The sequence below is a fragment of the Curtobacterium ammoniigenes NBRC 101786 genome (genome assembly GCF_001571045.1).
GTDB lineage: Bacteria > Actinomycetota > Actinomycetes > Actinomycetales > Microbacteriaceae > Curtobacterium > Curtobacterium ammoniigenes.
In genome coordinates this window covers 112610-133589 of record NZ_BCSV01000003.1, presented here as the reverse complement: position 1 = coordinate 133589, position 20980 = coordinate 112610, and the positions used below count along the sequence as shown (strand labels likewise).

Genomic DNA, 20980 nt, shown 5'->3' with positions numbered 1-20980 from the left:
ACGGCGGGTTGATCGTTGTGATCAACCCGCCGTTATCCGTGTCCGAGGGGGGACTTGAACCCCCACGCCCTAATACGGGCACTAGCACCTCAAGCTAGCGCGTCTACCTATTCCGCCACCCGGACAATCAGGTGTGGCACGTGACCAGCCGTTTCCGGCGGCGTTCCTGCCGGTGAAGAACACTAGCACGGTTCGGCGCACCCTCAGCGCACGGTGGCCCCCTCCACAGAGACCGACCGTCGGGTCGGTCCACAGCTGGACCGCGCGTGCCCGGCGGGCGGCTGGCGCCGACTAGCGTTGCGGTATGTCCGAAGCCCTCGCTGCCCTTGAGCAGACCGCCGTTATCGCCCGTGACCTCATTCGGTTCGACACGACGAACTTTGGAGAGGGGCGTTCCGCTGGTGAGGCCGAGGCGGCCGACTACGTGGCACGTGCGCTCCGCGATCTTGGCCTTCGGCCCGAGACGATCGAATCGGAGCCGGGTCGGACAAGTGTCGTCGCGCGCGTTGCCGGGCGGAACCGGGACAAGCCCGCGCTCGTCGTGCACGGACACCTCGACGTCGTCCCGGCCGACCCGGCGAACTGGTCGGTCGACCCGTTCGGCGGGGTCATCAAGGACGATGCCCTCTGGGGTCGCGGCGCTGTCGACATGAAGAACATGGACGCGATGATGCTCACCGCCCTCCAAGACGTGATCGAGCGACAGGGTGCACCGGAGCGCGACCTTGTCATCGCGTTCTTCGCCGACGAAGAGGCCGGGGGTGTCCTCGGTGCCCAGCACGTCGTGACAACCCGGCCAGACCTCTTCGATGGCGCCACGGAAGCGATCAGCGAGGTCGGCGGCTACTCCGTCACGCTCGGCGGAACGCGGGCGTATCTGCTGCAGACCGGGGAGAAGGCGCTGCTCTGGCTCCGCCTCCACGCCACAGGTGTGGCCGCGCACGGATCCCATCGCGTGTTCGACAACGCGGTCACGAAGGTCGCCGCCGCCGTCGCCCGGATCGGTTCTCGCGACTGGCCTGTCCGCATGTCGCCCACGACCACCGCGATGATCGATGCGATCGCGCAGGTGCTCGGCGTCGACCCCGAGCAGGCGGGTCCGGACGCGATCGCACTGGCGACGGGGTCCGCAAGCCGGTTCATCACAGCGGCGCTCCACACGACGAGTAACCCGACCGTCCTGCGGGCGGGCTACAAGCAGAACGTGATCCCCGACAGCGCGGAGGCATTGATCGACATCAGGTGCCTGCCGGGCGACGAGGCATACGTGCTGGCCGAGGTCCGCGAGCTCGCCGGTCCCGACGTCACGGTCGAAGTCGTCTTGCAGGACATCGGATTGGAGCAGCCGACCGACGGGGCGCTGGTGACCGCGATGACCAGCGCGCTCCAGCGCCACGACCCCGGCGCACCCGTGCTCCCGTACCTGCTGTCGGGAGGGACGGACAACAAGGCCCTTTCGCGGCTCGGAATCGCCGGGTACGGGTTCGTCCCAATGCTTCTGCCCGAGACGATCGACTTCCCGGCACTGTTCCACGGCGTCGACGAACGCATCCCGCTGTCCGCGCTCGCGTTCGGCCGGAGCGTGCTCGCGGATCTCCTCGCCGAGTATTGAGCGACGAACCCGAGCGCGGGATCCTGCCGCCGCAGGTCATGGACAGCGCGCCGCGGACCGACATCGTCACCAGGTGGGACGATAGAGCAATGCGACCCGGAGCCTCCCGTCTGAACGATCCGACCAGCACTGTTGCGGGCGCGGTTCGCAACGGACTCGTCGTTCAGGCCGCCGCGTGAGAGCGTGGTCCGCTCCGGAGCTCCCGACTGCTCCGGAAGGTGGCCGGCGCCCCCGCGTGCGTGACACGGCCACCGGACGCACCGTCGACCCGGCCGAGGGCGAGGAAACAGCGACGCTCTACGTCTGCGGTATCACCCCCTACGACGCGACGCATCTGGGGCACGCCACGACCTACCTCGCCTTCGACTCGCTCCAGCGGGCGTGGCGCGACGCCGGACTCGACGTCGAGTACGCACAGAACGTCACCGACGTCGACGACCCCCTCCTCGAGCGGGCCGCACGAGACGGGGTGCCGTGGCGCGATCTCGCCGACGAGCAGATCGATCTCTTCCGTTCCGACATGGAAGCGCTGCGCATCCTGCCGCCGGACCACTACGTTGCCGTGACCGATGAAGTGCAACGCATCGGGGAGGCCGTCGCGTACCTGCTCGAGAGCGGCGCGGCGTACCGGGTGCCCACCTCCGACGCGCGCGACGACGACATCTACTTCGACGTCCGCCAGCCGAACTCGGCCTGGTCGCTCGGACGTGAGAGCCGGCTCGACGCCGAGACCATGCTGCGACTCAGTGCAGAGCGCGGCGGCGACCCCGACCGACCCGGGAAACGCGACCCGCTCGACCCACTGCTCTGGCGGGCCGCACGCACCGGCGAGCCGAGCTGGGAGAGCACCGTCGGTGAGGGGCGACCCGGCTGGCACATCGAGTGCTCGGTGATCGCAGGGGACCGGCTCGGCGCGCCGATCTCGGTCCAGGGCGGCGGCAGCGATCTGATCTTCCCGCACCACGAGATGAGCGCTGGTCACACTGCAGCGCTCGCGCACGCCCCGCTCGCCCGCGCGTACGTCCACACCGGGATGGTCGCTTATCAGGGGGAGAAGATCTCCAAGTCCCTGGGAAACCTCGTGACCGTCCGAGGCCTGCTGAATGACGGCGTCGACGCGCGCGTGATCCGCCTCGCACTGCTCGCCCACAAGTATTCAGACGATTGGGAATGGTTCGACGCCGAGCGGATCAGCGCCGAGCGACGCCTCGCCCGGTGGGACGAATGGGCCCGCTCCGCGCCGCAGGTGTCCTCCGCGGAGGCCACCAGCGAAGGCACCGAAGCCATTGCACGCATTCGCGGACGCATTGCGGACGATCTGGACACACCGGGCGCAATCGCCGCGGTCGATGCCGCGATCGCCGCGGGCGTCGCAGCAACACCGTCGCTGGTGGCCGTGATCGACGCGCTCCTCGGCATCCGGATCGACTAAGACCGCTGCTTCCCCCGGTGCCGTCCAGCATCCTGTCTCGTGCAGCATTCTGCCTGCTGAACAGCCTCCGACGGCGCTCGCTCCGTCCGCTACTGCTGCGGCCGCCACGGCCCTTCGCCTGCTGCGCCGCCGTCCTTGCCGTCACGGCGACGCAGATACTGCTCGAACTCCTGCGCGATGGCGTCACCGGATGCTTCTGGCGAGTCCACCGTGTCGCGTGCCTGCTCGAGCTGACCGATGTAGCTGGCCATGTCCTCGTCATCGGCGGCAAGCGCGTCGATGCCCTCTTCCCACTCGGCCGCGTCGTCGACGAGGGAGCCCCGGGGCACGGTCACGTCCGTGAGGCTCTCGATCTTGTCGAGCAGTGAGAGTGTCGCTTTCGGGGACGGCGCGTTGTGGACATAGTGCGGAACGGAGGCCCACAGCGAGATCGTCGGAATGCCGGACCGATCGACGACGTCGCTGAGCACGCCGAGGATGCCGGTCGGGCCCTCGTAGTTCGAGCGCTCGACCTCGTACGCTGCGCGCACGCCGGCGTTGTCGCTGGACACGTAGACCGAGATCGGGCGCGTGTGCGGGACGTCGGCGAGCATCGCCCCGACGAACACGACGGCGTCGATTCCGTGCACGTCGATCAGGTCGAGGATCTCCGCCGAGAAGCCGCGCCAGGTCCGTGACGGTTCGGGACCGACGAGCACGTGCACGTCACGGGCGACCGTCGAGCCGCCGGCTCCTGTCACGAGCGCCCCGGACGACTCCGGGCCGTACCAGACGATGCGGGGCCAGATGATGCCGCGTTCCCCGTCATCCGTCGTCCCGACGGACGGTCGGTTGAACTGGTAGTCCACGTACCGCTCACCATCGAGCTCGCGGAGTTCCGACAGGCCCAGTGCGTCGACGATGCGACGGGCGAGCCCGCTGGCCGCTTCGCCCGCATCGTTCCAGCCCTCGAACGCGACGACGAGCAGGCGCCCGTCGTTGAACGGAGAATGCTGTGGCACCGAGGCGACCTCCTCAAGGAACTCGGACAGGCATCCACAATAGGACCTCGGGCTCCCCGGTAGGATCGGAGCCCGTGACCCCGCAACCGCGCACCGGTCGGATTCCGGCTGCTGTCCTGTTCGACATGGACGGCACGCTCATCGACACCGAGCCCATCTGGCAGGAGTCGCAGATCGCGCTCACCGCAGAACACGGTGCCCACTGGACTCACGAGGATGGTCTCCAACTCGTCGGCAGCGGACTCGAGCGGTCGGGCGAGATCCTTCGAGCGCGCGGCGTCGATCTCTCCGTCGAAGAGATCATCCAGTGGATGACCGTCTACGTCGTCGACCGGCTCGAAGCGGGCGAACTGCCCTGGCGACCCGGCGCTCGCGAGCTCGTCAACGAACTGCACGATCGCGGGATCCCCACGGCACTCGTGACGATGTCGCGCCGGACGATGGCGCTCGTCACCGCGGAGGCGTTCGGCGCGCGAGGATTCCGGGCCGTGGTCGCGGGGGATGACGTCGAGCATGCCAAACCGCATCCGGAGGCGTATCTCGCCGCAGCAACGGCGCTGGAGGTTCCGATCCACGATTGCATCGCGATCGAAGATTCTCCGACCGGTCTTGCCTCGGCGGTTGCCGCCGGTGCCGTCACAGTCGGCGTCGAGCACATCGTGCCGTTGTCGGGGGCCGCGGGAGATGTGCATCTCGAGACCCTGAACGGCGTGACCGTCGATCGGCTCCTCGAACTCACCGCACCGTCGTTCGCCCTCCGCGCAGCAGATCCGACCGCAGTAAAGAGCAGGACCGCATGACCACCCACCCCACCGGGGCTCCGCTCCGCGGCCCGTTCCGAGCCGGCGATCGCGTGCAGCTCACGGGGCCGAAGGGCCGCCTGACCACGCTCTCGCTCGAGCCCGGAGCAGTCCACCACACGCACCGTGGCATGCTCCGCCATGATGACGTGATCGGTGTCCAAGACGGCTCGGTCGTCGCATCCTCGACGGGCGACGAATATCTCGCTCTTCGCCCCAGGCTCGCTGACTTCGTGATGTCGATGCCCCGCGGTGCCGCGATCGTCTACCCGAAGGATGCCGCGCAGATCGTCGCGATGGCCGACGTGTTCCCTGGCGCACGCGTCGTCGAGGCCGGAGTCGGCTCCGGCGCACTCTCGCTGTGGTTGCTTCGCGCCATCGGCGCAGAGGGGACGCTGCATTCATTCGAACGGCGCGACGAGTTCGCTGCCGTCGCCCGCGGGAACGTCAGCACGTTCCTGGGCGCGGCCCCGTCGAACTGGACCCTCACCGTTGGCGATCTCGTCGAGTCGCTTCCGACGCAAGCCGCTCCGGGATCGGTGGACCGCGTCGTGCTCGACATGCTCGCGCCATGGGAGTGCGTGGACGTCGCCGCCGACGCACTCGAGCCCGGCGGAATGATCGTCTGCTACGTGGCGACAGTCACGCAGCTGTCCCGTACCGTCGAGGCGCTTCGTGCCACTGGCCGCTTCACCGATCCCGCTGCAAGCGAGACCCTCGTCCGCACTTGGCACGTCGAGGGACTCGCCGTCCGTCCCGACCACCGGATGGTCGGGCACACGGGCTTCCTCGCCACCGCACGGCGACTCGCGGATGGCGCCGTGCTTCCCGACCTGAAGCGCCGGCGGAACAAGGCCGAGTTCTCCGATGCCGACATGGACGCCTGGACGCCCGGTGCGCTCGGCGAGCGGTCGGCAACGGACAAGAAGCTCCGACGAGTGGCACGGCAAGCGACCGCGCAGGCGGCGAAGCTGCAGGCAGGCGCGGCTCCGAGCGAAGCGGCTCCGCACGAGCCACCGAACGGAGACCGATAAGCTACCCCGCGGTGCCGCGCCCCGAGGCGTTCGAGCACCTGCCGACCGCGGCGCGCCCGCAGCGGCCGCCCCCGTACGCACTCCGAGACGAAGAGAGCCCCGTGCGCCGTATCGCTTCCGCGCTCCTGATCGCTGCCGCCGTCGCCGCGTCGCTCGCCGCCTGCTCCTCGAACGAGGCCGGACCGTCTGCGAGTTCCTGCCACGCGCCCGCGTCCGGGTCGGCATCGGACGCAGTGAGCGCCTCCGGACCGATCGGCAAGAAGCCCACGGTGAGCGTGCCGTCGCCGCTGCGCACCAGCCACACCGAGGTGAGCGTGCTGCATGCCGGATCCGGCCGTGTCCTCACCGACGGATCGCCCGCCGTCATCGAATACACGATCGTGAGCGGCGCAACGGGCAAGGTGGAAGGAACCAGCGGCTACAAGGGCCAGACGACACCCATCGCGGTGGACTCCAAAAATGCCGGCGCCATCGGCCGAGCACTCAACTGCTCCCGTGTCGGTGACCGTCTCGCGATCGTGACCACCGCGGCGGCGGTGTCCGGAACCGGCGCGACGGGCTCCGGCAACCAGAGCGCCGTCGTCGTCATCGCCGACATCACGGACGGCTTCCCATCGCGTGCGACCGGCACCCCACAGGTCGCCGATGACGGCATGCCGACTGTCGTGCTCGCACCCGACGGCGCCCCGGGTATCTCGGTTCCCTCATCGCCGGCACCGACCACGAACTCGTACCACCTACTGCGCAAGGGACGCGGACCGGCAATCACCACGAAGGACACCGCGGTCATCAAGTACACCGCCGTGACCTGGGAGGCCGACTCCACGGTCAGCGGCTCCACCTGGACCGACGGGTCCGGTGCGCTCAGCGTTCCGCTGAACGGCAGCGGACAGGTGCCCACCCAGATCCGTGCCGCGATCGTCGGCCATCAGGTCGGAGACCAGGTGCTCGCGATCATCCCTTCGGGAGGCACGACCTACGCATACGTGTTCGACATCCTCGGCGTGATGCCGCACTGAGTACCCACATCACCGGGCCACGCCTCCACACCTGCAGCGGCTGCCGACTCGTGCGCGGCCCGCGCACACCGACGGATGCCCGGCCCGTCGGCCGTTAGGATCGGCACGTGCCCGCCGCCCGAGCCCCCCGAATTCCCGCTGAAGAGCGCCTCTTCAGCCTGGTGCTCGCGCTGCTCTCGACAGAATCAGGGCTGACGAAGACCGACATCCTCGCGAACGTCCAGGGCTATCGCCAACGCTGGTCTCGCAGCGGCGACAACGCCTCACTCGAGCGCCAGTTCGAACGCGACAAGGACGATATCCGGGAACTCGGGATACCACTCGAGACCATCGAGACGCCAGGGTCCTCCGGAAACAACCAGACGCTCCGATACCGGATCCCGAAAGGTGAGTACAACCTCCCCGACGACATCCGATTCACCCCGGACGACTCGGCGCTCCTCTCGCTCGCAGCGATGGCGTGGCGCGAAGGCTCGCTCTCTGCAGAGTCACGGCGCGCCCTCCTCAAGGTGCGGTCCATCGGCGCCGACCCTGACGCCGACGACGACGCGATCGCCGCCTACGCGCCCCGCCTCCGCGCGCGCGACGCAGCGTTCGAGCCGCTGCGCGATGCGCTCGATCGCAGCGGCGCCGTCCGATTCGCGTACATCACCCCGGGTCACGACGAACCGCGCGACCGCTTCGTGGCGCCGTTGGCACTGATTCAGCACGCCGGGCGCTGGATGCTCTCCGCGCTCGAATTCTCGACTGGGCAAACGAAGAACTATCTCCTCTCCCGGATCGTCGGCCCGGTTCGGATGGTCGAGGCAGGCAAGCACGTCGCTCCTGCCGGGGCCGCTGAGCGAGCGCTGGCGGAACTCGACCGCCTGTGGGGCGAGCGAACCGTCACCGTCGCGACAACGCCCGGCTCGGACGCCGAACGCCGACTCGGCCGGCGTCGTGGGACCGCCGTGCGCTCGGACGGCGCGCTGGTCGTGCATTACGTCGACCCGCAGATCCTCGTCGAAGAGCTCGCATCGTTCGGCGCAGAACTCCGCGTCATCGAACCCGCCGAGATCCGTCAGCGGCTCGTCAGCCGATTCCGCCGGCTCGCCGCCGATCACGCCCAGACAGATGATGCCGCATGAGCGATAGTCAGCCGATGCAGGCTCAGGACAAGCTGACCTTCCTCCTCGCCCTCGTCCCATATCTGATCGACCACGAGCGCGTGTCGGTGGCTGAGGCGGCACGCCATTTCGGCGTTCCCGCCGCCCGCATTCGCCGCGCGGTCGAGTTGATCGCCGTCTCCGGCGTGCCGGGGGAGACCCTCCAGTACCAGCACGGCGACCTGTTCGACATCGCGTGGGACGATTTCGAGCAGAACGACATGATCGTCCTGACGAACCTCGTTGCGATCGACGACGCGCCCCGGCTTTCTGCTCGAGAGGCGTCGGCGCTGATCGCAGGCCTGCAGTACCTTTCGGCGCTCCCCGAGGCCGGCGATGGCGAGGCGATCCGAGCGCTGATGACGAAGCTCACCAGAGGGGCAGGAGGCCGCGCGGCGAACGTCGCGGTCGGACGGGATGAGCACGACGCCACCCTGGCGGTGATCCGGAGGGCGATGAGCACGGGGCACGGCCTGCGATTCGAATACGCCGGACCGCGCTCGCAGGGTGGCGTCCGGACCGTCGACCCGCTCCGCGTCGAGTCCATCGACGCAGACTGGTACCTCCGCGCCTGGGATCTCGACCGGGCAGCGCTCCGCACCTTCCGCCTGGACCGGATGTCCGAGGTCGCCGTCGATGACCGGCCGGCCGAGCCCCACACCGAGGCGCGCGCGATCCCGGACACGCTGTTCCAGCGCTCGGCGGACGACATCATCGTCACCGTCGAGCTGGATTCGTCATCGCTTCCGCTGGTCGCGGACTACCTCGCGGACACCGCGGACGCGCCGGATGGCGCCGGTCGCGTCCGGATCCGTCTTGCGGCCTCCGCAGGATTCGACGGTGTCACCCGCCTCGTCGCAGGGCTGCCGGGGCGCGCGGTCGTGCTCGATCCGCCAGCAGCACGGGCCGCTGTGCGCGTGTTCGCGGAGAACGCGCTCGCCGCGAACACGGCATCGTCCTCACGAACCGCGTGACGTAGACTGCCGCACATGGCCACGACGACCCCGCGCAAGGGCCCGGGCCGCTCCGGACGATCCCGCCAGGATCCCGAAGGACGCATGTCACTCGGAGCGCACCTGGTCGAGTTCCGCAAGCGCATGTTCCGCGCCGTCATCGCGGTGGCGATCGGCGCGGTGGCCGGCTGGTTCGTCACACCGTGGGTGCTCGACCGACTCCGAGCCCCGGTCACGGCCCTGGCGCATTCCGAGGGCGGTCACACCGCCGAGCTGAACTTCCCGGTGATCACGGGCGCCTTCGACCTGCGGCTCGAGATCGCTGTCACCGTCGGCGTGATCATCGCCAGTCCGGTCTGGCTGTATCAGATTTGGGCGTTCGTCGTGCCTGCGCTCGTGCGGAAGGAGCGCAATTACGCCATCGGTTTCCTCGGGTCGGCGATCCCGCTGTTCCTCGGCGGCTGTTTCGCGGGCTGGTACGTTCTGCCGCACATCGTCGGCATCCTCGGAAGCTTCGTCTCGAAACAAGACGTCTCGATCGTCGATGCAAAGTCGTACTACAACTTCGTCATCAAGCTCGTGATCGCTGTCGGTGTCGCGTTCGTGCTGCCGGTGTTCCTCGTCTTGCTCAACTACGTCGGCGTCGTGTCCGCGCGGGCGATCTTGAAGTCCTGGCGTATCGCGATTCTCGCAATCCTCGTCTTCACCGCTCTGGTGACCCCGTCGGCGGACATCATCTCGATGTTCCTGCTCGCCGTCCCGCTGATGCTGCTCTATCTCGCGGCATGTCTGGTGTCGTGGTTCCACGACCGCGCGGTCGCCCGCCGACAGGATGCGCTCGACGCCGAGCTCAGTCTGTGACCGGAGTCGAGCTGAGCCCGGCCGAGCGCTACGCCGCTTCGAAACGCCGACGCGCCTCCCGCAACCTCGAGCTCTTCAGCGCGGACCTCCGCTTCGATCTCGATCCGTTCCAAGAGTCTGCCTGCGCGGCGATCGACGCGGGGCGAAGCGTGCTTGTCGCTGCGCCGACCGGCGCGGGCAAGACGATCGTTGCCGAGTTCGCCGTGTGGCTGGCGATGCGCCAGCCCACCGCGAAGGTGTTCTACACGACGCCGATGAAGGCGCTGAGCAATCAGAAGTACGCCGAGCTCGTCGAAGCGTACGGCGAGACCGAGGTCGGACTGCTCACGGGCGACACGAACCTCAACTCGCGCGCCCGTGTGGTCGTCATGACCACCGAGGTGCTGCGCAACATGCTCTACGCCGACTCCGACCTCCTCGAGGATCTCGCGTACGTCGTGCTCGACGAGGTGCACTACCTCGCCGACCGGTTCCGCGGCCCGGTCTGGGAAGAGGTGATCCTGCACCTGCCGAGCGAGGTGCGGCTCGTCTCGCTCTCCGCAACTGTTTCAAATGCCGAGGAGTTCGGCGACTGGCTCGAGGCTGTGCGCGGCGACACCGACGTGATCGTGTCCGAGGACCGCCCCGTGCCACTCGATCAGCACGTTCTGGTCGGGTCGAAGCTCGTCGATCTGTTCGACTCGTCCGGCGCAGCGGCGACGAATCGCGTGAATCCGGAACTCATGCGCCTGGTGGGCTCGGCGTCCCGCGGGGGAGGCGGAGGTCGGGGAGCAGCACGAGGTCGCGGTGGGCGCCGTGGCATTCCGCAGGATCACCGCGGTCCGCGCCAGGAACGGATGCACCGCGAAGGCATTGTCCGCATGCTGGACGAGCGGATGCTGCTCCCGGCGATCTTCTTCGTGTTCAGTCGGAACGGCTGCGATCAAGGCGTCCGACACGTTCTGCGGTCGGGCGTCTCGCTCACCACTGCGCAGGAGCGCCGCGAGATCCGCGAGACCGCGGAGTTCCACTGCCGCACGCTCCTCGACGAGGACCTCGCCGTCCTCGGCTACTGGGAGTGGCTCGAAGGACTCGAGCGCGGCGTTGCCGCGCACCACGCGGGAATGCTGCCGGCGTTCAAGGAGGTCGTGGAGGACCTCTTCCAGCGCAAGCTCCTGAAGGTGGTGTTCGCGACCGAGACACTCGCACTCGGCGTGAACATGCCCGCACGGACCGTGGTGCTGGAGAAGCTCGAGAAGTTCAACGGCGAAGCACGTGTGCCGATCACGCCGGGCGAATACACGCAGCTGACCGGGCGTGCCGGCCGACGCGGCATCGACGTCGAGGGGCACTCGGTCATCCAGTGGGTGGACGGTCTCGAGCCGCAAGCGGTCGCATCGCTCGCCAGTCGCCGCACGTATCCGCTCAACTCGGCGTTCCGCCCGACGTACAACATGGCGGTCAACCTCATCGATCAGTTCGGACGGGAACGCACGCGCGAGATCTTGGAGACGTCGTTCGCGCAGTTCCAGGCGGACCGGTCGGTGGTCGACCTGGCCCGCAAGGTGCGATCGCAGCAGGAGTCGCTCGACGGGTATCAGCGCGGAATGGTCTGCCATCTCGGCGATTTCCAGGAGTACGCGTCGCTCCGCCGACGCCTGTCCGACCTCGAGCGGTCAAGTGTCCCGGGCGGCAAGGAAGCGTCACACGGGGCGCGGCAGGAGCGGCAGGCCGCGATCGCGGAGGTGCGGCGCCAGCTGCACCGCCACCCGTGCCATGCCTGCCCCGACCGTGAGGCGCACGCCCGCTGGGCTGAGCGCTGGTACAAGCTGCAGCGGGCCAACGAGAAGCTTGTGCAGCAGATCCGCTCGCGAACCGGTGCGGTCGCGACCACCTTCGACCGGGTCACGGAGGTGTTGCTCCAGCTCGGGTACCTGCGACACGGGGCCGACGGCGCGGTCTTCGTCGCGGAGGGCGGGAGGCGCCTCCAACGCATTTACGGCGACCGGGATTTGCTTGTCTCGGAGTGCCTGGAGTCGGGCGTCTGGAAGGACCTGACGGCCGCACAGCTCGCGGCAATGGCTGCGACGATCGTTTACGAGCCGCGCAGGGAGGACGCTCCGGGCACGGAGCACGCAGTTCCGCGCGGAGCCTTTCGGCCCGCACTCGATGCGACGCTGACGATCTGGGCTCGGCTCGACGATGTCGAACGGGAGGCACGACTCGCCGGTTCTCAGCCGCCCACCCCGGCGATGGCGCTCGGCATGTTCCGATGGGCGTCCGGCTCCGCGCTCGACGATGTTCTGCGGACGCTCGACCTCGCTGCGGGGGACTTCGTTCGGTGGTCGAAGCAGGTCATCGATCTGCTCGACCAGATCCGGAACGCTGCGGACGGTCCGCTCGCGCAGACGGCGGTGCGTGCGGTGGATGCGGTGCGGCGGGGGATCGTCGCATACGCGACGGTATGAAGCCTCGGGCCATGACGCCATTGGACGTACCGGTGCCGGACGCCTCGACCCCGTTTGCCCCTTGGTCGCCCGATGCCGTGGGAACGCCGACCATCCAAGCGCGAGCCGTACCGCCATTCCGGGTCGGCGTCGCCGTTCCGCTCGCCGTGATCGGTGGCGGGCTCTTCGCGCTCTCATTCCCGTCGCCCGGGTGGTGGTGGGCGGTCTATCCCGCGGTGGCGTGCATGCTGCTCGCGGTCATGGGGCAGCCGTGGCGACGAGCGTCATGGCTCGGGTATGTCGCTGGAGCAGCGTTTTTCATTCCGGCGGTGTCATGGGCCGGCAGATACCTCGGACCGGTGCCGTGGCTCGCGCTGGCGCTCGTCGAAGCAGCGTTCGTCGCGGTCGGGCTCGTTGCGATCGCGCTCGCATATCGGTGGGTGCCGCGGGCGGTCCCGACCCGAGCGGGTCGCGTCTGGTTCACGCCGTTGATCGTTGCGGCGCTGTGGACCGGGCGGGAGTGGTGGAGCGGCAGTTGGCCGTACGGCGGGTTCGCGTGGGGCCGCGTGGGGCTCTCGCAGACGACCGGACCGTTTCTGCACCTGGTCGCCTACGTCGGCGTGCTGGGGCTCTCGTTCGTCGTCGTGTACCTGGTGGCTGTCGTCGTCGCACTGATGCTCGAGCACGGCTGGGCGCGCACGATTCGCGTCGGCGTTGCGGGAGTGCTGGTGTCCGCTGTGCTGGCGGTTCCTGCGTGGGACGCCACGACGTCGGGAACGGTGCGCGTCGAGGCGGTGCAGGGCGATGGGCCCGCAGGATATTTCTCCAACGCCCAGCCGGGTCAGGTGCTGCAGTCACAGATGCAGGCGACACGCACCGGCGTACCCGGCGTCGGGCTCGTGGTCTGGCCGGAAGCGTCCGCGGAGTTCGACCCACGACGGTACCCGCAGGTTGCCGCCGAGTTGAACGCCGTCGTGGCGGGAACACATGCGCCGCTGGTCGCCGGCGCGATCACGGAGACCCCGGCTGGCGCGCTGCACAATACGTCCTTCGTGTGGACGAAGAGCGGATGGGCGGGGTCCTATGACAAGAAGCGGCCGGTCCCGTTCGGCGAATACGTCCCGGACCGGTGGTTCTATTCCAAGATCGCTCCGTCGTTGATCGGGCTGCTGCAGCGCGACTATCTGCCGGGGACCAAGCCGAACGTCCTGCACGCGGGGGGTCTCCGAGTCGGCGTGGCGATCTGCTTCGACATCGTCGACGATGCGCTCACCGAGGACATGGCGCACAGCGGCGCGCAGATCATCCTTGCGCAGACGAATAATGCAGATTTCGACGGCACGGATGAGAATCTTCAGCAGCTCCAGATCGCACGGATGCGCGCCGTCGAGCTCGGGCGATCGCTCGTCAACATCTCGACCGTGGGCGCGTCGCAAGTCATTGGCCCGGATGGCCGCACCCTTGCGTCGGTGCCCCCGTACACCGCGACGTCGATGATCGCAGACGTCCCGCTCGGCACCTCGACGCCGCCGGATGTCGTTCTCGCTCCGCTGATGACCCTCGTGCTCGCGCTCGGGGGAGTGCTGACGCTGGTCGCGGTTGCCCCATGGGGGAGCGACGATCGTCGCCAACGAGCCTGGTGGAGGAACCGAGGGCGCGACGTCCGATGATGGCCGGGACACTCCCCGCCTGATCCTCTGAGAGTGCTCTGTGAAATGGTGCGATCGGGAACGAAGCCGAGCACCGTGTGGTTTCACCGGGCAAGCAAGCGGAAGGAGTGGGACATGGCGGATCGCAGTCTTCGTGGCATGCGGCTTGGGAGCCAGAGCCTCCAGAGCGAGGACGGCGTAGAGCTGTCTGAACGGCAGCGTGCCGTGTACCGGACCGACGAGGGAACGACGTTTGAGGTGATCTTCGCGGCGGATGCGGACGTCCCGCAGACCTGGCAGTCGCCGCGCTCTGGCCAGGAGGGTCGGCTGATCGGCGACGACGGATCCCCGGTTCCGATCGCCGACGACGACGCGAAGGCGCCGCGCACGCACTGGGACATGCTGCTCGAGCGGCGGTCTCGCGAAGAACTCGAGGAGTTGCTGCAGGAGCGGCTGGCAGTGCTTCGGTCCCGGCGTGGAACGTCGGACGAGAAGATCGGCGTCTAAACGACCCTGACGGAGCGGGCGGTGGCGTTCAGGCCCCGCCCGCTTTTCCGTTCTCGCGACCGCCGGCTCGTCACCGGACTGACGCTCGTCGGCTAGCGGTCGGTGGCTGGCGCGCCAGACGCGTCGGCATCGCCGGTGCTTTCGTGGCCCGCGTCGGTGTCGAGGTTCGCCGCAGCGATGTGATCGGAGACACTCCGGTCCGATGCCGCGAGTCGTTCGTCGAGGCTGGCGTCGGACGGCACATCGGTGTCGATGCCGCCGCTCGGCGCCGTTGCGAGGCTCGCGCTTGCGAGGCGCGAGATCAGGTCGAGCGGGTTGCCGGACGGGTCATCCCCGGGCGCTGACGTCGACGAGCCTGCCGAGTGGCGTACGGGCCGAGAGGCGTGTTCGGCAGACCCGCCGCTGTCGCTGTCCGGCATTGACGGTGTGGAGACGCGCCCGGCGCCGCCGACGAACCCGCGAGCGATCCCGCTGAGGGCCTCGGTGAACTCGCTCGGGATCATCCAAATCTTGTTCGCGCTGCCTTCGGCGAGTTTCGGCAGTGTTTGCAGGTACTGGTACGACAGCAGCTTGTCGTCGGGGTCCCCGGTGTGGATCGCTTCGAACACGGTTGCAATCGCTTGCGCCTCACCTTGCGCGCGCAGAACCTGCGCTTTCGCTGCACCTTCTGCTTGGAGAATTGCCGCCTGGCGCTGCCCTTCAGCCTCGAGGATCTGCGACTGCTTTGTTCCCTCGGCTTGCAGAATCGCCGCGCGCCGCGAACGCTCCGCACGGAGTTGCTGCTCCATAGCGTCTTGGATCGACGTCGGTGGCTCGATCGCCTTGAGTTCGACACGACCGACGCGGATTCCCCATTTACCCGTGGCCTCGTCGAGCACGATCCGGAGCTGCCCGTTGATGTTGTCGCGGCTCGTCAGCGCCTCTTCGAGATTCAACCCGCCGACGACGTTGCGGAGCGTGGTCGTGGTCAGCTGCTCGACCGCGCCGAGATAGTTCGCGATCTCATAGGTCGCAGCGCGAGCGTCGGTGACCTGGAAGTACACGACCGTGTCGATCGACACCACGAGGTTGTCCTCGGTGATGACGGGCTGCGGCGGGAACGAGACGACCTGCTCACGCATATCGATCAGTGGCCGGAGCCGGTCGATGAAGGGCACCAGGATGTTCAACCCCGGCGCGAGGGTCTTGTGATAGCGCCCGAGCCGCTCCACGATGCCCGCAGTGGCCTGCGGCACGATCCGGATGGCGCGAGCGAGCACCACGATCACGAAAATGACGATCACAACGATCAGTGCGATCAACACGATGGTTCCGACGGAAATCATGCGACGTTCCTTTCGGCGGGACGGACGACGGCCGTCGAGCCCTCGATTGCGACCACTGTCACACGTGTGCCGAGCGGGGGAGTGCCCTCTGTGTCCGGCTCGCCGGTCAGCCGGGCGCTCCACGTTTCACCATTGGCGAGCCGCACTTGGCCCGGCTGGTAGGGCGTGAAGGCGACGGCGACGATGCCCGGCATACCGATGAGCGCCGAGACGTTAGTGGGCCGGGGGTCCGCTCCGCGGCTGAGCAGGCGCAGCATGCGCGGTCGGACCAAGCCGAGCAGCAGGAGCGCGACCAGAGCCGCAATGATCACCGATGCCCACCAGGGGAGGCCAAGCAGGATCGACACGAGCCCGCCGGCCGCGCCGACCGCGAGCATGAGGAAGATGAAGTCGAGCGCGAAGATCTCGATCACGCCGAGCGCAAGGCCGACGACGATCCAGATGATGGTCCACACGAGGGCGATCTCAGACATCGATTCCGCGCCTCCCACTCGATTGCGACAACGCTAGCAGCCTGAGTATGCGCTCAAGAGCTCGCAACCTGTTGGTTTTCAGTCTCCTCGATGCGGATTCAGCGCCTCAGCCGGACCACCGTCGATTGATAGGCTCGTCGCCGCGACGATCCGAAGGAGACCGACACCGTGGCAGACCCCATCGCCCCTGGAACACTCGACGGCGTTCGAGCACTCGTGACCGGATCGTCCCGGGGGATCGGTGCCGACACTGCCTCGTACCTCGCCGCAGCCGGCGCAAAGGTCGCGGTGAACTATCGCAACAAGGCGCGGCGTGCCGAGCAGATTGTCGCCAAGGTCGTCGAGAATGGCGGGGCAGCGATCGCCGTGGGAGCCGATCTCACTGACCACGACTCGGTCGTCGCCATGGTGACGACCATCAACGACACGTGGGGCGGCCTTGATCTCTTGGTCTTGAATGCGTCGGGCGGCATGGAGGCTGGCATGGGCGATGATTATGCGCTCCGGCTCAACCGTGACGCGCAGGTCGACGTGCTCCGCACTGCACTTCCGCTCATGGCTCCGGGCTCGCGCGTCGTCTTCGTGACGAGCCATCAGGCGCACTTCGTCGAGACGGCGGACACGCTGCCCGAATACCTGCCCGTCGCGAAGAGCAAGCGCGCAGGCGAGCTCGCGCTTCGAGCGCTCCTCCCGCAGCTCACCGCAGCGGGCGTCGAGTTCGTGGTGGTCTCCGGTGACATGATCGAGGGAACGATCACCGCAACGCTGCTCGAACGGATCAACCCGGGGGCGATCTCGGGCCGTCGCGAATCTGTCGGGAGGCTCTACAACGTCTCCGAGTTCGCCGCCGAAGTCGCCGCGGCCGCGGTCGAGCCGATCCCGGTCGATCACACCCGGCTCGTGGGGGATGTCTCCGAGTTCATCGGAACCACCTCCGAATCGTGACTGCCGCTGCCGGACTGAGGCGCACCTCCCGCATCCTGCTCTTCGACCGAGCGGGCCGGGCGTTCCTGATGGACACGCGGGCGCCGTCGAGCGACGGCTTCCATCGCTGGATCACCCCGGGCGGCGGAGTCGATCCGGGGGAGGACCATCGGACTGCAGCGATTCGCGAACTCCGCGAAGAGACAGGAATCGTCATCGACGATCCGGGCCCGTCGGTGTGGTCATGGGACTTCGCCGTCGAATTCGACCAGGCCGACCATGACGCCGGGCACTCCGAGTTCTACGTCGTTCGAACCGACGGGTTCGAGCTCTCCGCAACAGGGTGGACCGACGAGGAGCAGACGGACATCCTCGGCTGGCGGTGGTTCAGCGCGGCAGAGCTCGAGGCGTCAGGGGAGTCGTTCGAGCCCCCGGACTTGCCCGAACTCATCCGACGCTTCGGTGGCGTCGCATCGTAGACAGCAGCATCGATCCGGCGACACCGATCGGGTCCGCCGAACTCCGCCGATGGCGGACGGCGATCATCATCGCGTTTGCTCTCGGCGGCGTCAGCCTCGCCGCCTGGGGGCCCCGACTCGCGGAGCTCCGGGCCGACTTCGGGGTCAGTCTCGGTGATATCGGTCTCATGCTCGCCGGCGTCACAATCGGATCGGTGGGCGGCCTCCTCGGCGCCGCGCCGGCGCTCCGTCGATTCGGCAGCCGCAGGGCGCTCACGGGCGCGGTCGTCCTGATTCCCGCGGCGATCGCAATCATTGGCGTGGCTGCCGTAATGCACACCCCAGTGATCGCGACCGTCGGATTTGTGGCGGCGGGGCTCGGAATTGGCTCGCTGGACGTCATGGCAAACGTCGAGGGCACCGCGATCGAGGTGCGCATCGGACGAACGACGCTGCCGCTCATGCACGCCGCCTGGTCCGGTGGGGCCGCACTCGGCGCGGGACTCGCGGCCGCATGTGCGGCTGTGAGGATCACCCCTGCGACGCAGCTGTTCGGAGAGGCGGCGCTGCTGCTCATCGTCGGCGTCTGGGCGATGCGGTCAGTGCCGCCTGGCACTCGCGCAGAGAACCGCGACGCTTCGCTCTCCGTGAGAGAGCGTCTCAGAGCCTGGGCGTCGGGCTGGGCTGATGCGCGCCTCCTGCTCATCGGCGTCGTGATGCTCGGCGTCGAACTCGGCGAAGGCTCGGCCAACAACTGGCTCTCGCTCGCAACGATCGACGGCCACGGCAGCACCGCGACCGTGGGCGCGCTCGCGTTCACCGCCTTCGCCGTCTCGGAGGCAGGGGCGCGCGTATTCGCCGGCCCCGTCGTCGATCGGATCGGACGCGTCACGACCATTCGAGTCACTGCAGCCCTCGGAATCGTCGGAACGGTGCTGTTCATCCTCGCTCCGTTGTGGTGGCTCATCCTCATCGGCATCGTGCTGTGGGCCGTCGGCGTCTCGATGGGGTTCCCACTCGGAATGTCCGCTGCAGCGCAGAGCGGCAGCAACCCTGCAGCGCGTGTGAGCGTCGTGGCGTCAATCGGCTACTTCGCGAACTTCGCGGGACCGCCGGTTGTCGGCACGCTCGCGCAGCACATCGGGCCGATCTCGGCTCTCTGGCTCGTTGCCGTCCTGTTCGTCGCCGCGTTCGCAGCCGCTGGCTCGCTTCGTCCGACGTCACACGGGTAAGACCACCGCGCCAGGCAACGAGACTGGCTCCAAGTCACGTGGTCGCTGCTCGGGCCGGTTCTGCCCCTCCTCGCCATGACCGATAATGCATATTATGTCAGCTCAGGTTCGTAGACTACTCTGGTGGCAGACCACCCGAGCTCGCGGTCCAACAGCAATGCACCGACCGCTGCCCACCTCCGGACGACGCAAGCCCGCCGCCTGACCGCCGTTCTCCTCCTGAATGTCGGTCTGATCGTCGGACTCACGATCGCCGGACAGGTGGCGCACTCGGTCGGCGTACTCGCCGCCGCTGGCGATGCCGTCGCCGACACGCTGGCTCTTCTCCTCGGGCTCGTCGCCGTTCGGATTCGCGACCGCTCGACTGCCGAATCGGCCCGCAAGGCGATCCCGGCCGCTGCGCTCGTAAATGCAACCCTCCTCGCCTGCGTGACAGTTGCGGTCGCCTGGGAGTCGGCGAATCGCCTCATGCGCGGCTCCCCCGATATTCATGGCCTTCCGATGGTCCTCGCGGCCTGCATCACCGTTGTCGTGATGCTGAGCAGTGCGCTCATTTTGGGCCGGTCCGCGGCGAGTGAAGACCTCCACATGCGCTCCGTGCTGCTGGATGCCCTCGCCGATGCAGCAGCGGCGGGAGGCGTCGCGGTCGCCGGCGGGATCATCCTCGTCACGGGTCGGTGGCTCTGGCTTGACCCGGTCGTCGCCCTCGCCCTCGCAGCACTCATTGCGCTCCCGGCAGTGCGGCTCATCATCAAGGCAGCCCGAGCGCTCCGCGGCGCAGAGGTCGACTTCGACGACGATTAACCCGTCTGATCTCATCTGACATTTCACACTGTGGTATCTTCGATCTCACCAGTCGACACCGACTGGCTCATCAACACAGGAAGTGACGACCAGATGACTCTGAACACCACGCGAAAGCGCGCGCTCATCGCCGGCGGCATCGCAACCGTCCTCGTCGGAGGCCTCGCAACCGGTGGTGCGTTGATCACCTCGCAGAGCACGATCTTCGACAACGTGTTCGGCACCACACCCGAGTCCTCCGACACCGACTCACGCCTCGTCGTGACCGGCGACCCGATCGTCTACGACTTCGACGGCGGTGTGAACGGCGAAACCGTGTACGACTACTACACGCTCCGAAATGAGGGAACTGAAGACGCGCTCACCGTCAACGTGTCCACCAAAAAGCAGCCGGGCAACGACGCGTACCGCGATGCCCTCATGGGAGCGCTCGACACCGCCGTCACGATCGATGGCCGTCGGTACGAGACCGGCAAGCTCGACAAGATGTCGCTCCCCTCGAGCATCACCGTCGATGCCGGCGCCACCAAGACGGCAAAGGTCGAAGTGTTCGTGAAGGACGCTTCCGCGTTCCCGCAGTTTGCCGACCGCGATCTCAAGGCAATGCTCGACTTCCAGTTCGACGCAGTCAAGGCCTGATACCGCAACCAGCCTGATGGGTGGCGGGGGAGGGCATCGCTCCCCCGCCACCCCGGATTCAACGAATGATGATCGACTTGCTGATCACCCTCTGGCGCGTCACCGGTGCGGCGCTTCTCGTCGCGCTTGTAGCCCCGCTCGCCTGGCAAGTTGCGAGCGGTGACTCCTACATGACAGTGACCGGATCTTCGATGGTCCCGACCTACCTGGTCGGCGATGTCCTCCTCATTCGGTCCCCCGACGGATCTGAACTCACGCGCAAAGGCCAAATCGTGGTCGTGACGAAATCGGCGGGCGATCGAACGCAACAATACGTGCACCGCGTGCATCAGCCCACGCCCGATGGAGCAGTACTCAAGGGCGACAACAACACGGCGCCCGACCCAATTGAAGTGACGTCGTCGTTGGTCCTCGGTGCTCCTCGCATTGCACTCACGGGGACTTCCGCGGACATCTTCCGATTCCTGCAGAGCTGGGGCGGGCGGATCATCACCGCTGCCATCGCAGTACCCGCGTTCATCGTGCCCGCGCGACGCCGGCCTCGTGCCGCAAGACCAGGAGAACCACGCCCCTCATGACGCGCTCACTTCAATGCATTGCGTGGAGCATCGCGGCCACTGCTTTCGCTGCTGCCTTCGCGGGGCAGCTCGGCGCGGTTGGCGCCGAGCGAACGCGGGGCGACGGGT

At 67.7% G+C, this 20980-nt stretch carries 20 protein-coding genes and 1 tRNA gene; 17 read left to right on the top strand and 4 right to left on the bottom strand.

The window, feature by feature from the left end:
• Positions 1–39: 39 nt before the first annotated feature.
• Positions 40–125 (bottom strand) — tRNA-Leu (locus tag CAM01S_RS07665).
• Positions 126–304: 179 nt separating this feature from the next.
• Between CAM01S_RS07665 and CAM01S_RS07660 the strand changes: the two genes are divergently transcribed.
• Both CAM01S_RS07660 and mshC read left to right on the top strand, forming a co-directional pair.
• A complete protein-coding gene (locus tag CAM01S_RS07660) occupies positions 305–1612 on the top strand; it encodes a M20/M25/M40 family metallo-hydrolase (RefSeq protein ID WP_066519043.1) in 1308 nt (435 codons plus the stop codon).
• A 175-nt stretch (positions 1613–1787) separates the two neighbouring features.
• On the top strand, positions 1788–3044 hold the full coding sequence (gene mshC / locus CAM01S_RS07650; protein WP_066519040.1) for a cysteine--1-D-myo-inosityl 2-amino-2-deoxy-alpha-D-glucopyranoside ligase: 1257 nt from the start codon (positions 1788–1790) through the stop codon (positions 3042–3044).
• Positions 3045–3133: 89 nt separating this feature from the next.
• Here mshC and CAM01S_RS07645 read toward each other — a convergent pair whose 3' ends face one another.
• Positions 3134–4045: a proteasome assembly chaperone family protein gene (locus CAM01S_RS07645; protein ID WP_066519034.1), complete on the bottom strand. Its 912-nt coding sequence runs from the start codon at positions 4043–4045 to the stop codon at positions 3134–3136.
• A gap of 74 nt (positions 4046–4119) precedes the next feature.
• On the opposite strand from CAM01S_RS07645, the gene CAM01S_RS07640 reads away from it, so the two are divergent.
• The 9 genes from CAM01S_RS07640 to CAM01S_RS07600 all read left to right on the top strand — a co-directional run bounded on the left by CAM01S_RS07640 (position 4120) and on the right by CAM01S_RS07600 (position 14439).
• Complete coding sequence (locus CAM01S_RS07640) at positions 4120–4845, top strand: HAD family hydrolase (protein WP_245631577.1); 726 nt, start codon at positions 4120–4122, stop codon at positions 4843–4845.
• Positions 4842–5879, top strand: a complete 1038-nt coding sequence (locus CAM01S_RS07635; RefSeq protein WP_066519030.1) for a tRNA (adenine-N1)-methyltransferase — start codon at positions 4842–4844, stop codon at positions 5877–5879. Before CAM01S_RS07640 ends, CAM01S_RS07635 begins: the two co-directional genes overlap by 4 nt.
• A gap of 11 nt (positions 5880–5890) precedes the next feature.
• Positions 5891–6898, top strand: a complete 1008-nt coding sequence (locus CAM01S_RS07630; protein ID WP_066519027.1) for an FKBP-type peptidyl-prolyl cis-trans isomerase — start codon at positions 5891–5893, stop codon at positions 6896–6898.
• 107 nt (positions 6899–7005) lie between these two features.
• A complete protein-coding gene (locus CAM01S_RS07625) occupies positions 7006–8025 on the top strand; it encodes a helix-turn-helix transcriptional regulator (protein ID WP_066519023.1) in 1020 nt (339 codons plus the stop codon).
• On the top strand, positions 8022–9017 hold the full coding sequence (locus CAM01S_RS07620) for a helix-turn-helix transcriptional regulator (protein ID WP_066519020.1): 996 nt from the start codon (positions 8022–8024) through the stop codon (positions 9015–9017). Before CAM01S_RS07625 ends, CAM01S_RS07620 begins: the two co-directional genes overlap by 4 nt.
• A gap of 15 nt (positions 9018–9032) precedes the next feature.
• Positions 9033–9857 carry a twin-arginine translocase subunit TatC gene (gene tatC, locus CAM01S_RS07615; protein ID WP_306306285.1) on the top strand — a complete coding sequence of 275 codons (825 nt, stop codon included), beginning with the start codon at positions 9033–9035 and terminating at the stop codon, positions 9855–9857.
• A complete protein-coding gene (locus CAM01S_RS07610) occupies positions 9854–12304 on the top strand; it encodes a DEAD/DEAH box helicase (protein ID WP_066519013.1) in 2451 nt (816 codons plus the stop codon). The genes tatC and CAM01S_RS07610 overlap by 4 nt, the downstream gene beginning before the upstream one ends.
• 11 nt (positions 12305–12315) lie before the next feature.
• Positions 12316–13953, top strand: a complete 1638-nt coding sequence (gene lnt / locus CAM01S_RS07605) for an apolipoprotein N-acyltransferase (protein WP_083527857.1) — start codon at positions 12316–12318, stop codon at positions 13951–13953.
• 114 nt (positions 13954–14067) lie between these two features.
• Positions 14068–14439: an RNA polymerase-binding protein RbpA gene (locus CAM01S_RS07600; RefSeq protein ID WP_066519915.1), complete on the top strand. Its 372-nt coding sequence runs from the start codon at positions 14068–14070 to the stop codon at positions 14437–14439.
• A gap of 92 nt (positions 14440–14531) precedes the next feature.
• On the opposite strand, the gene CAM01S_RS07595 is transcribed toward CAM01S_RS07600, so the two are convergent.
• Positions 14532–15764, bottom strand: a complete 1233-nt coding sequence (locus CAM01S_RS07595; RefSeq protein WP_083527856.1) for an SPFH domain-containing protein — start codon at positions 15762–15764, stop codon at positions 14532–14534.
• A complete protein-coding gene (locus CAM01S_RS07590; protein WP_066519913.1) occupies positions 15761–16237 on the bottom strand; it encodes an NfeD family protein in 477 nt (158 codons plus the stop codon). The genes CAM01S_RS07595 and CAM01S_RS07590 overlap by 4 nt, the downstream gene beginning before the upstream one ends.
• A 168-nt stretch (positions 16238–16405) precedes the next feature.
• Here CAM01S_RS07590 and CAM01S_RS07585 point away from each other — a divergent pair, with 168 nt between their 5' ends.
• The 6 genes from CAM01S_RS07585 to CAM01S_RS07560 all read left to right on the top strand — a co-directional run bounded on the left by CAM01S_RS07585 (position 16406) and on the right by CAM01S_RS07560 (position 20872).
• On the top strand, positions 16406–17182 hold the full coding sequence (locus CAM01S_RS07585; protein WP_066519002.1) for an SDR family oxidoreductase: 777 nt from the start codon (positions 16406–16408) through the stop codon (positions 17180–17182).
• The gene (locus CAM01S_RS07580; protein WP_066519000.1) at positions 17179–17640 is read left to right on the top strand and encodes an NUDIX hydrolase; all 462 of its coding nucleotides are present in this window, start codon (positions 17179–17181) and stop codon (positions 17638–17640) included. The genes CAM01S_RS07585 and CAM01S_RS07580 overlap by 4 nt, the downstream gene beginning before the upstream one ends.
• A gap of 194 nt (positions 17641–17834) precedes the next feature.
• On the top strand, positions 17835–18851 hold the full coding sequence (locus CAM01S_RS07575; RefSeq protein WP_169795851.1) for an MFS transporter: 1017 nt from the start codon (positions 17835–17837) through the stop codon (positions 18849–18851).
• Between the two features lie 123 nt (positions 18852–18974).
• Positions 18975–19655, top strand: coding sequence for a cation diffusion facilitator family transporter (locus tag CAM01S_RS07570; RefSeq protein ID WP_066518995.1), 681 nt, complete (start codon positions 18975–18977; stop codon positions 19653–19655).
• Between the two features lie 93 nt (positions 19656–19748).
• Positions 19749–20294 carry a hypothetical protein gene (locus tag CAM01S_RS07565; RefSeq protein ID WP_157071474.1) on the top strand — a complete coding sequence of 182 codons (546 nt, stop codon included), beginning with the start codon at positions 19749–19751 and terminating at the stop codon, positions 20292–20294.
• A gap of 65 nt (positions 20295–20359) precedes the next feature.
• Positions 20360–20872 carry a signal peptidase I gene (locus CAM01S_RS07560; protein ID WP_066518985.1) on the top strand — a complete coding sequence of 171 codons (513 nt, stop codon included), beginning with the start codon at positions 20360–20362 and terminating at the stop codon, positions 20870–20872.
• The last annotated feature ends 108 nt before the right edge of the window (positions 20873–20980 follow it).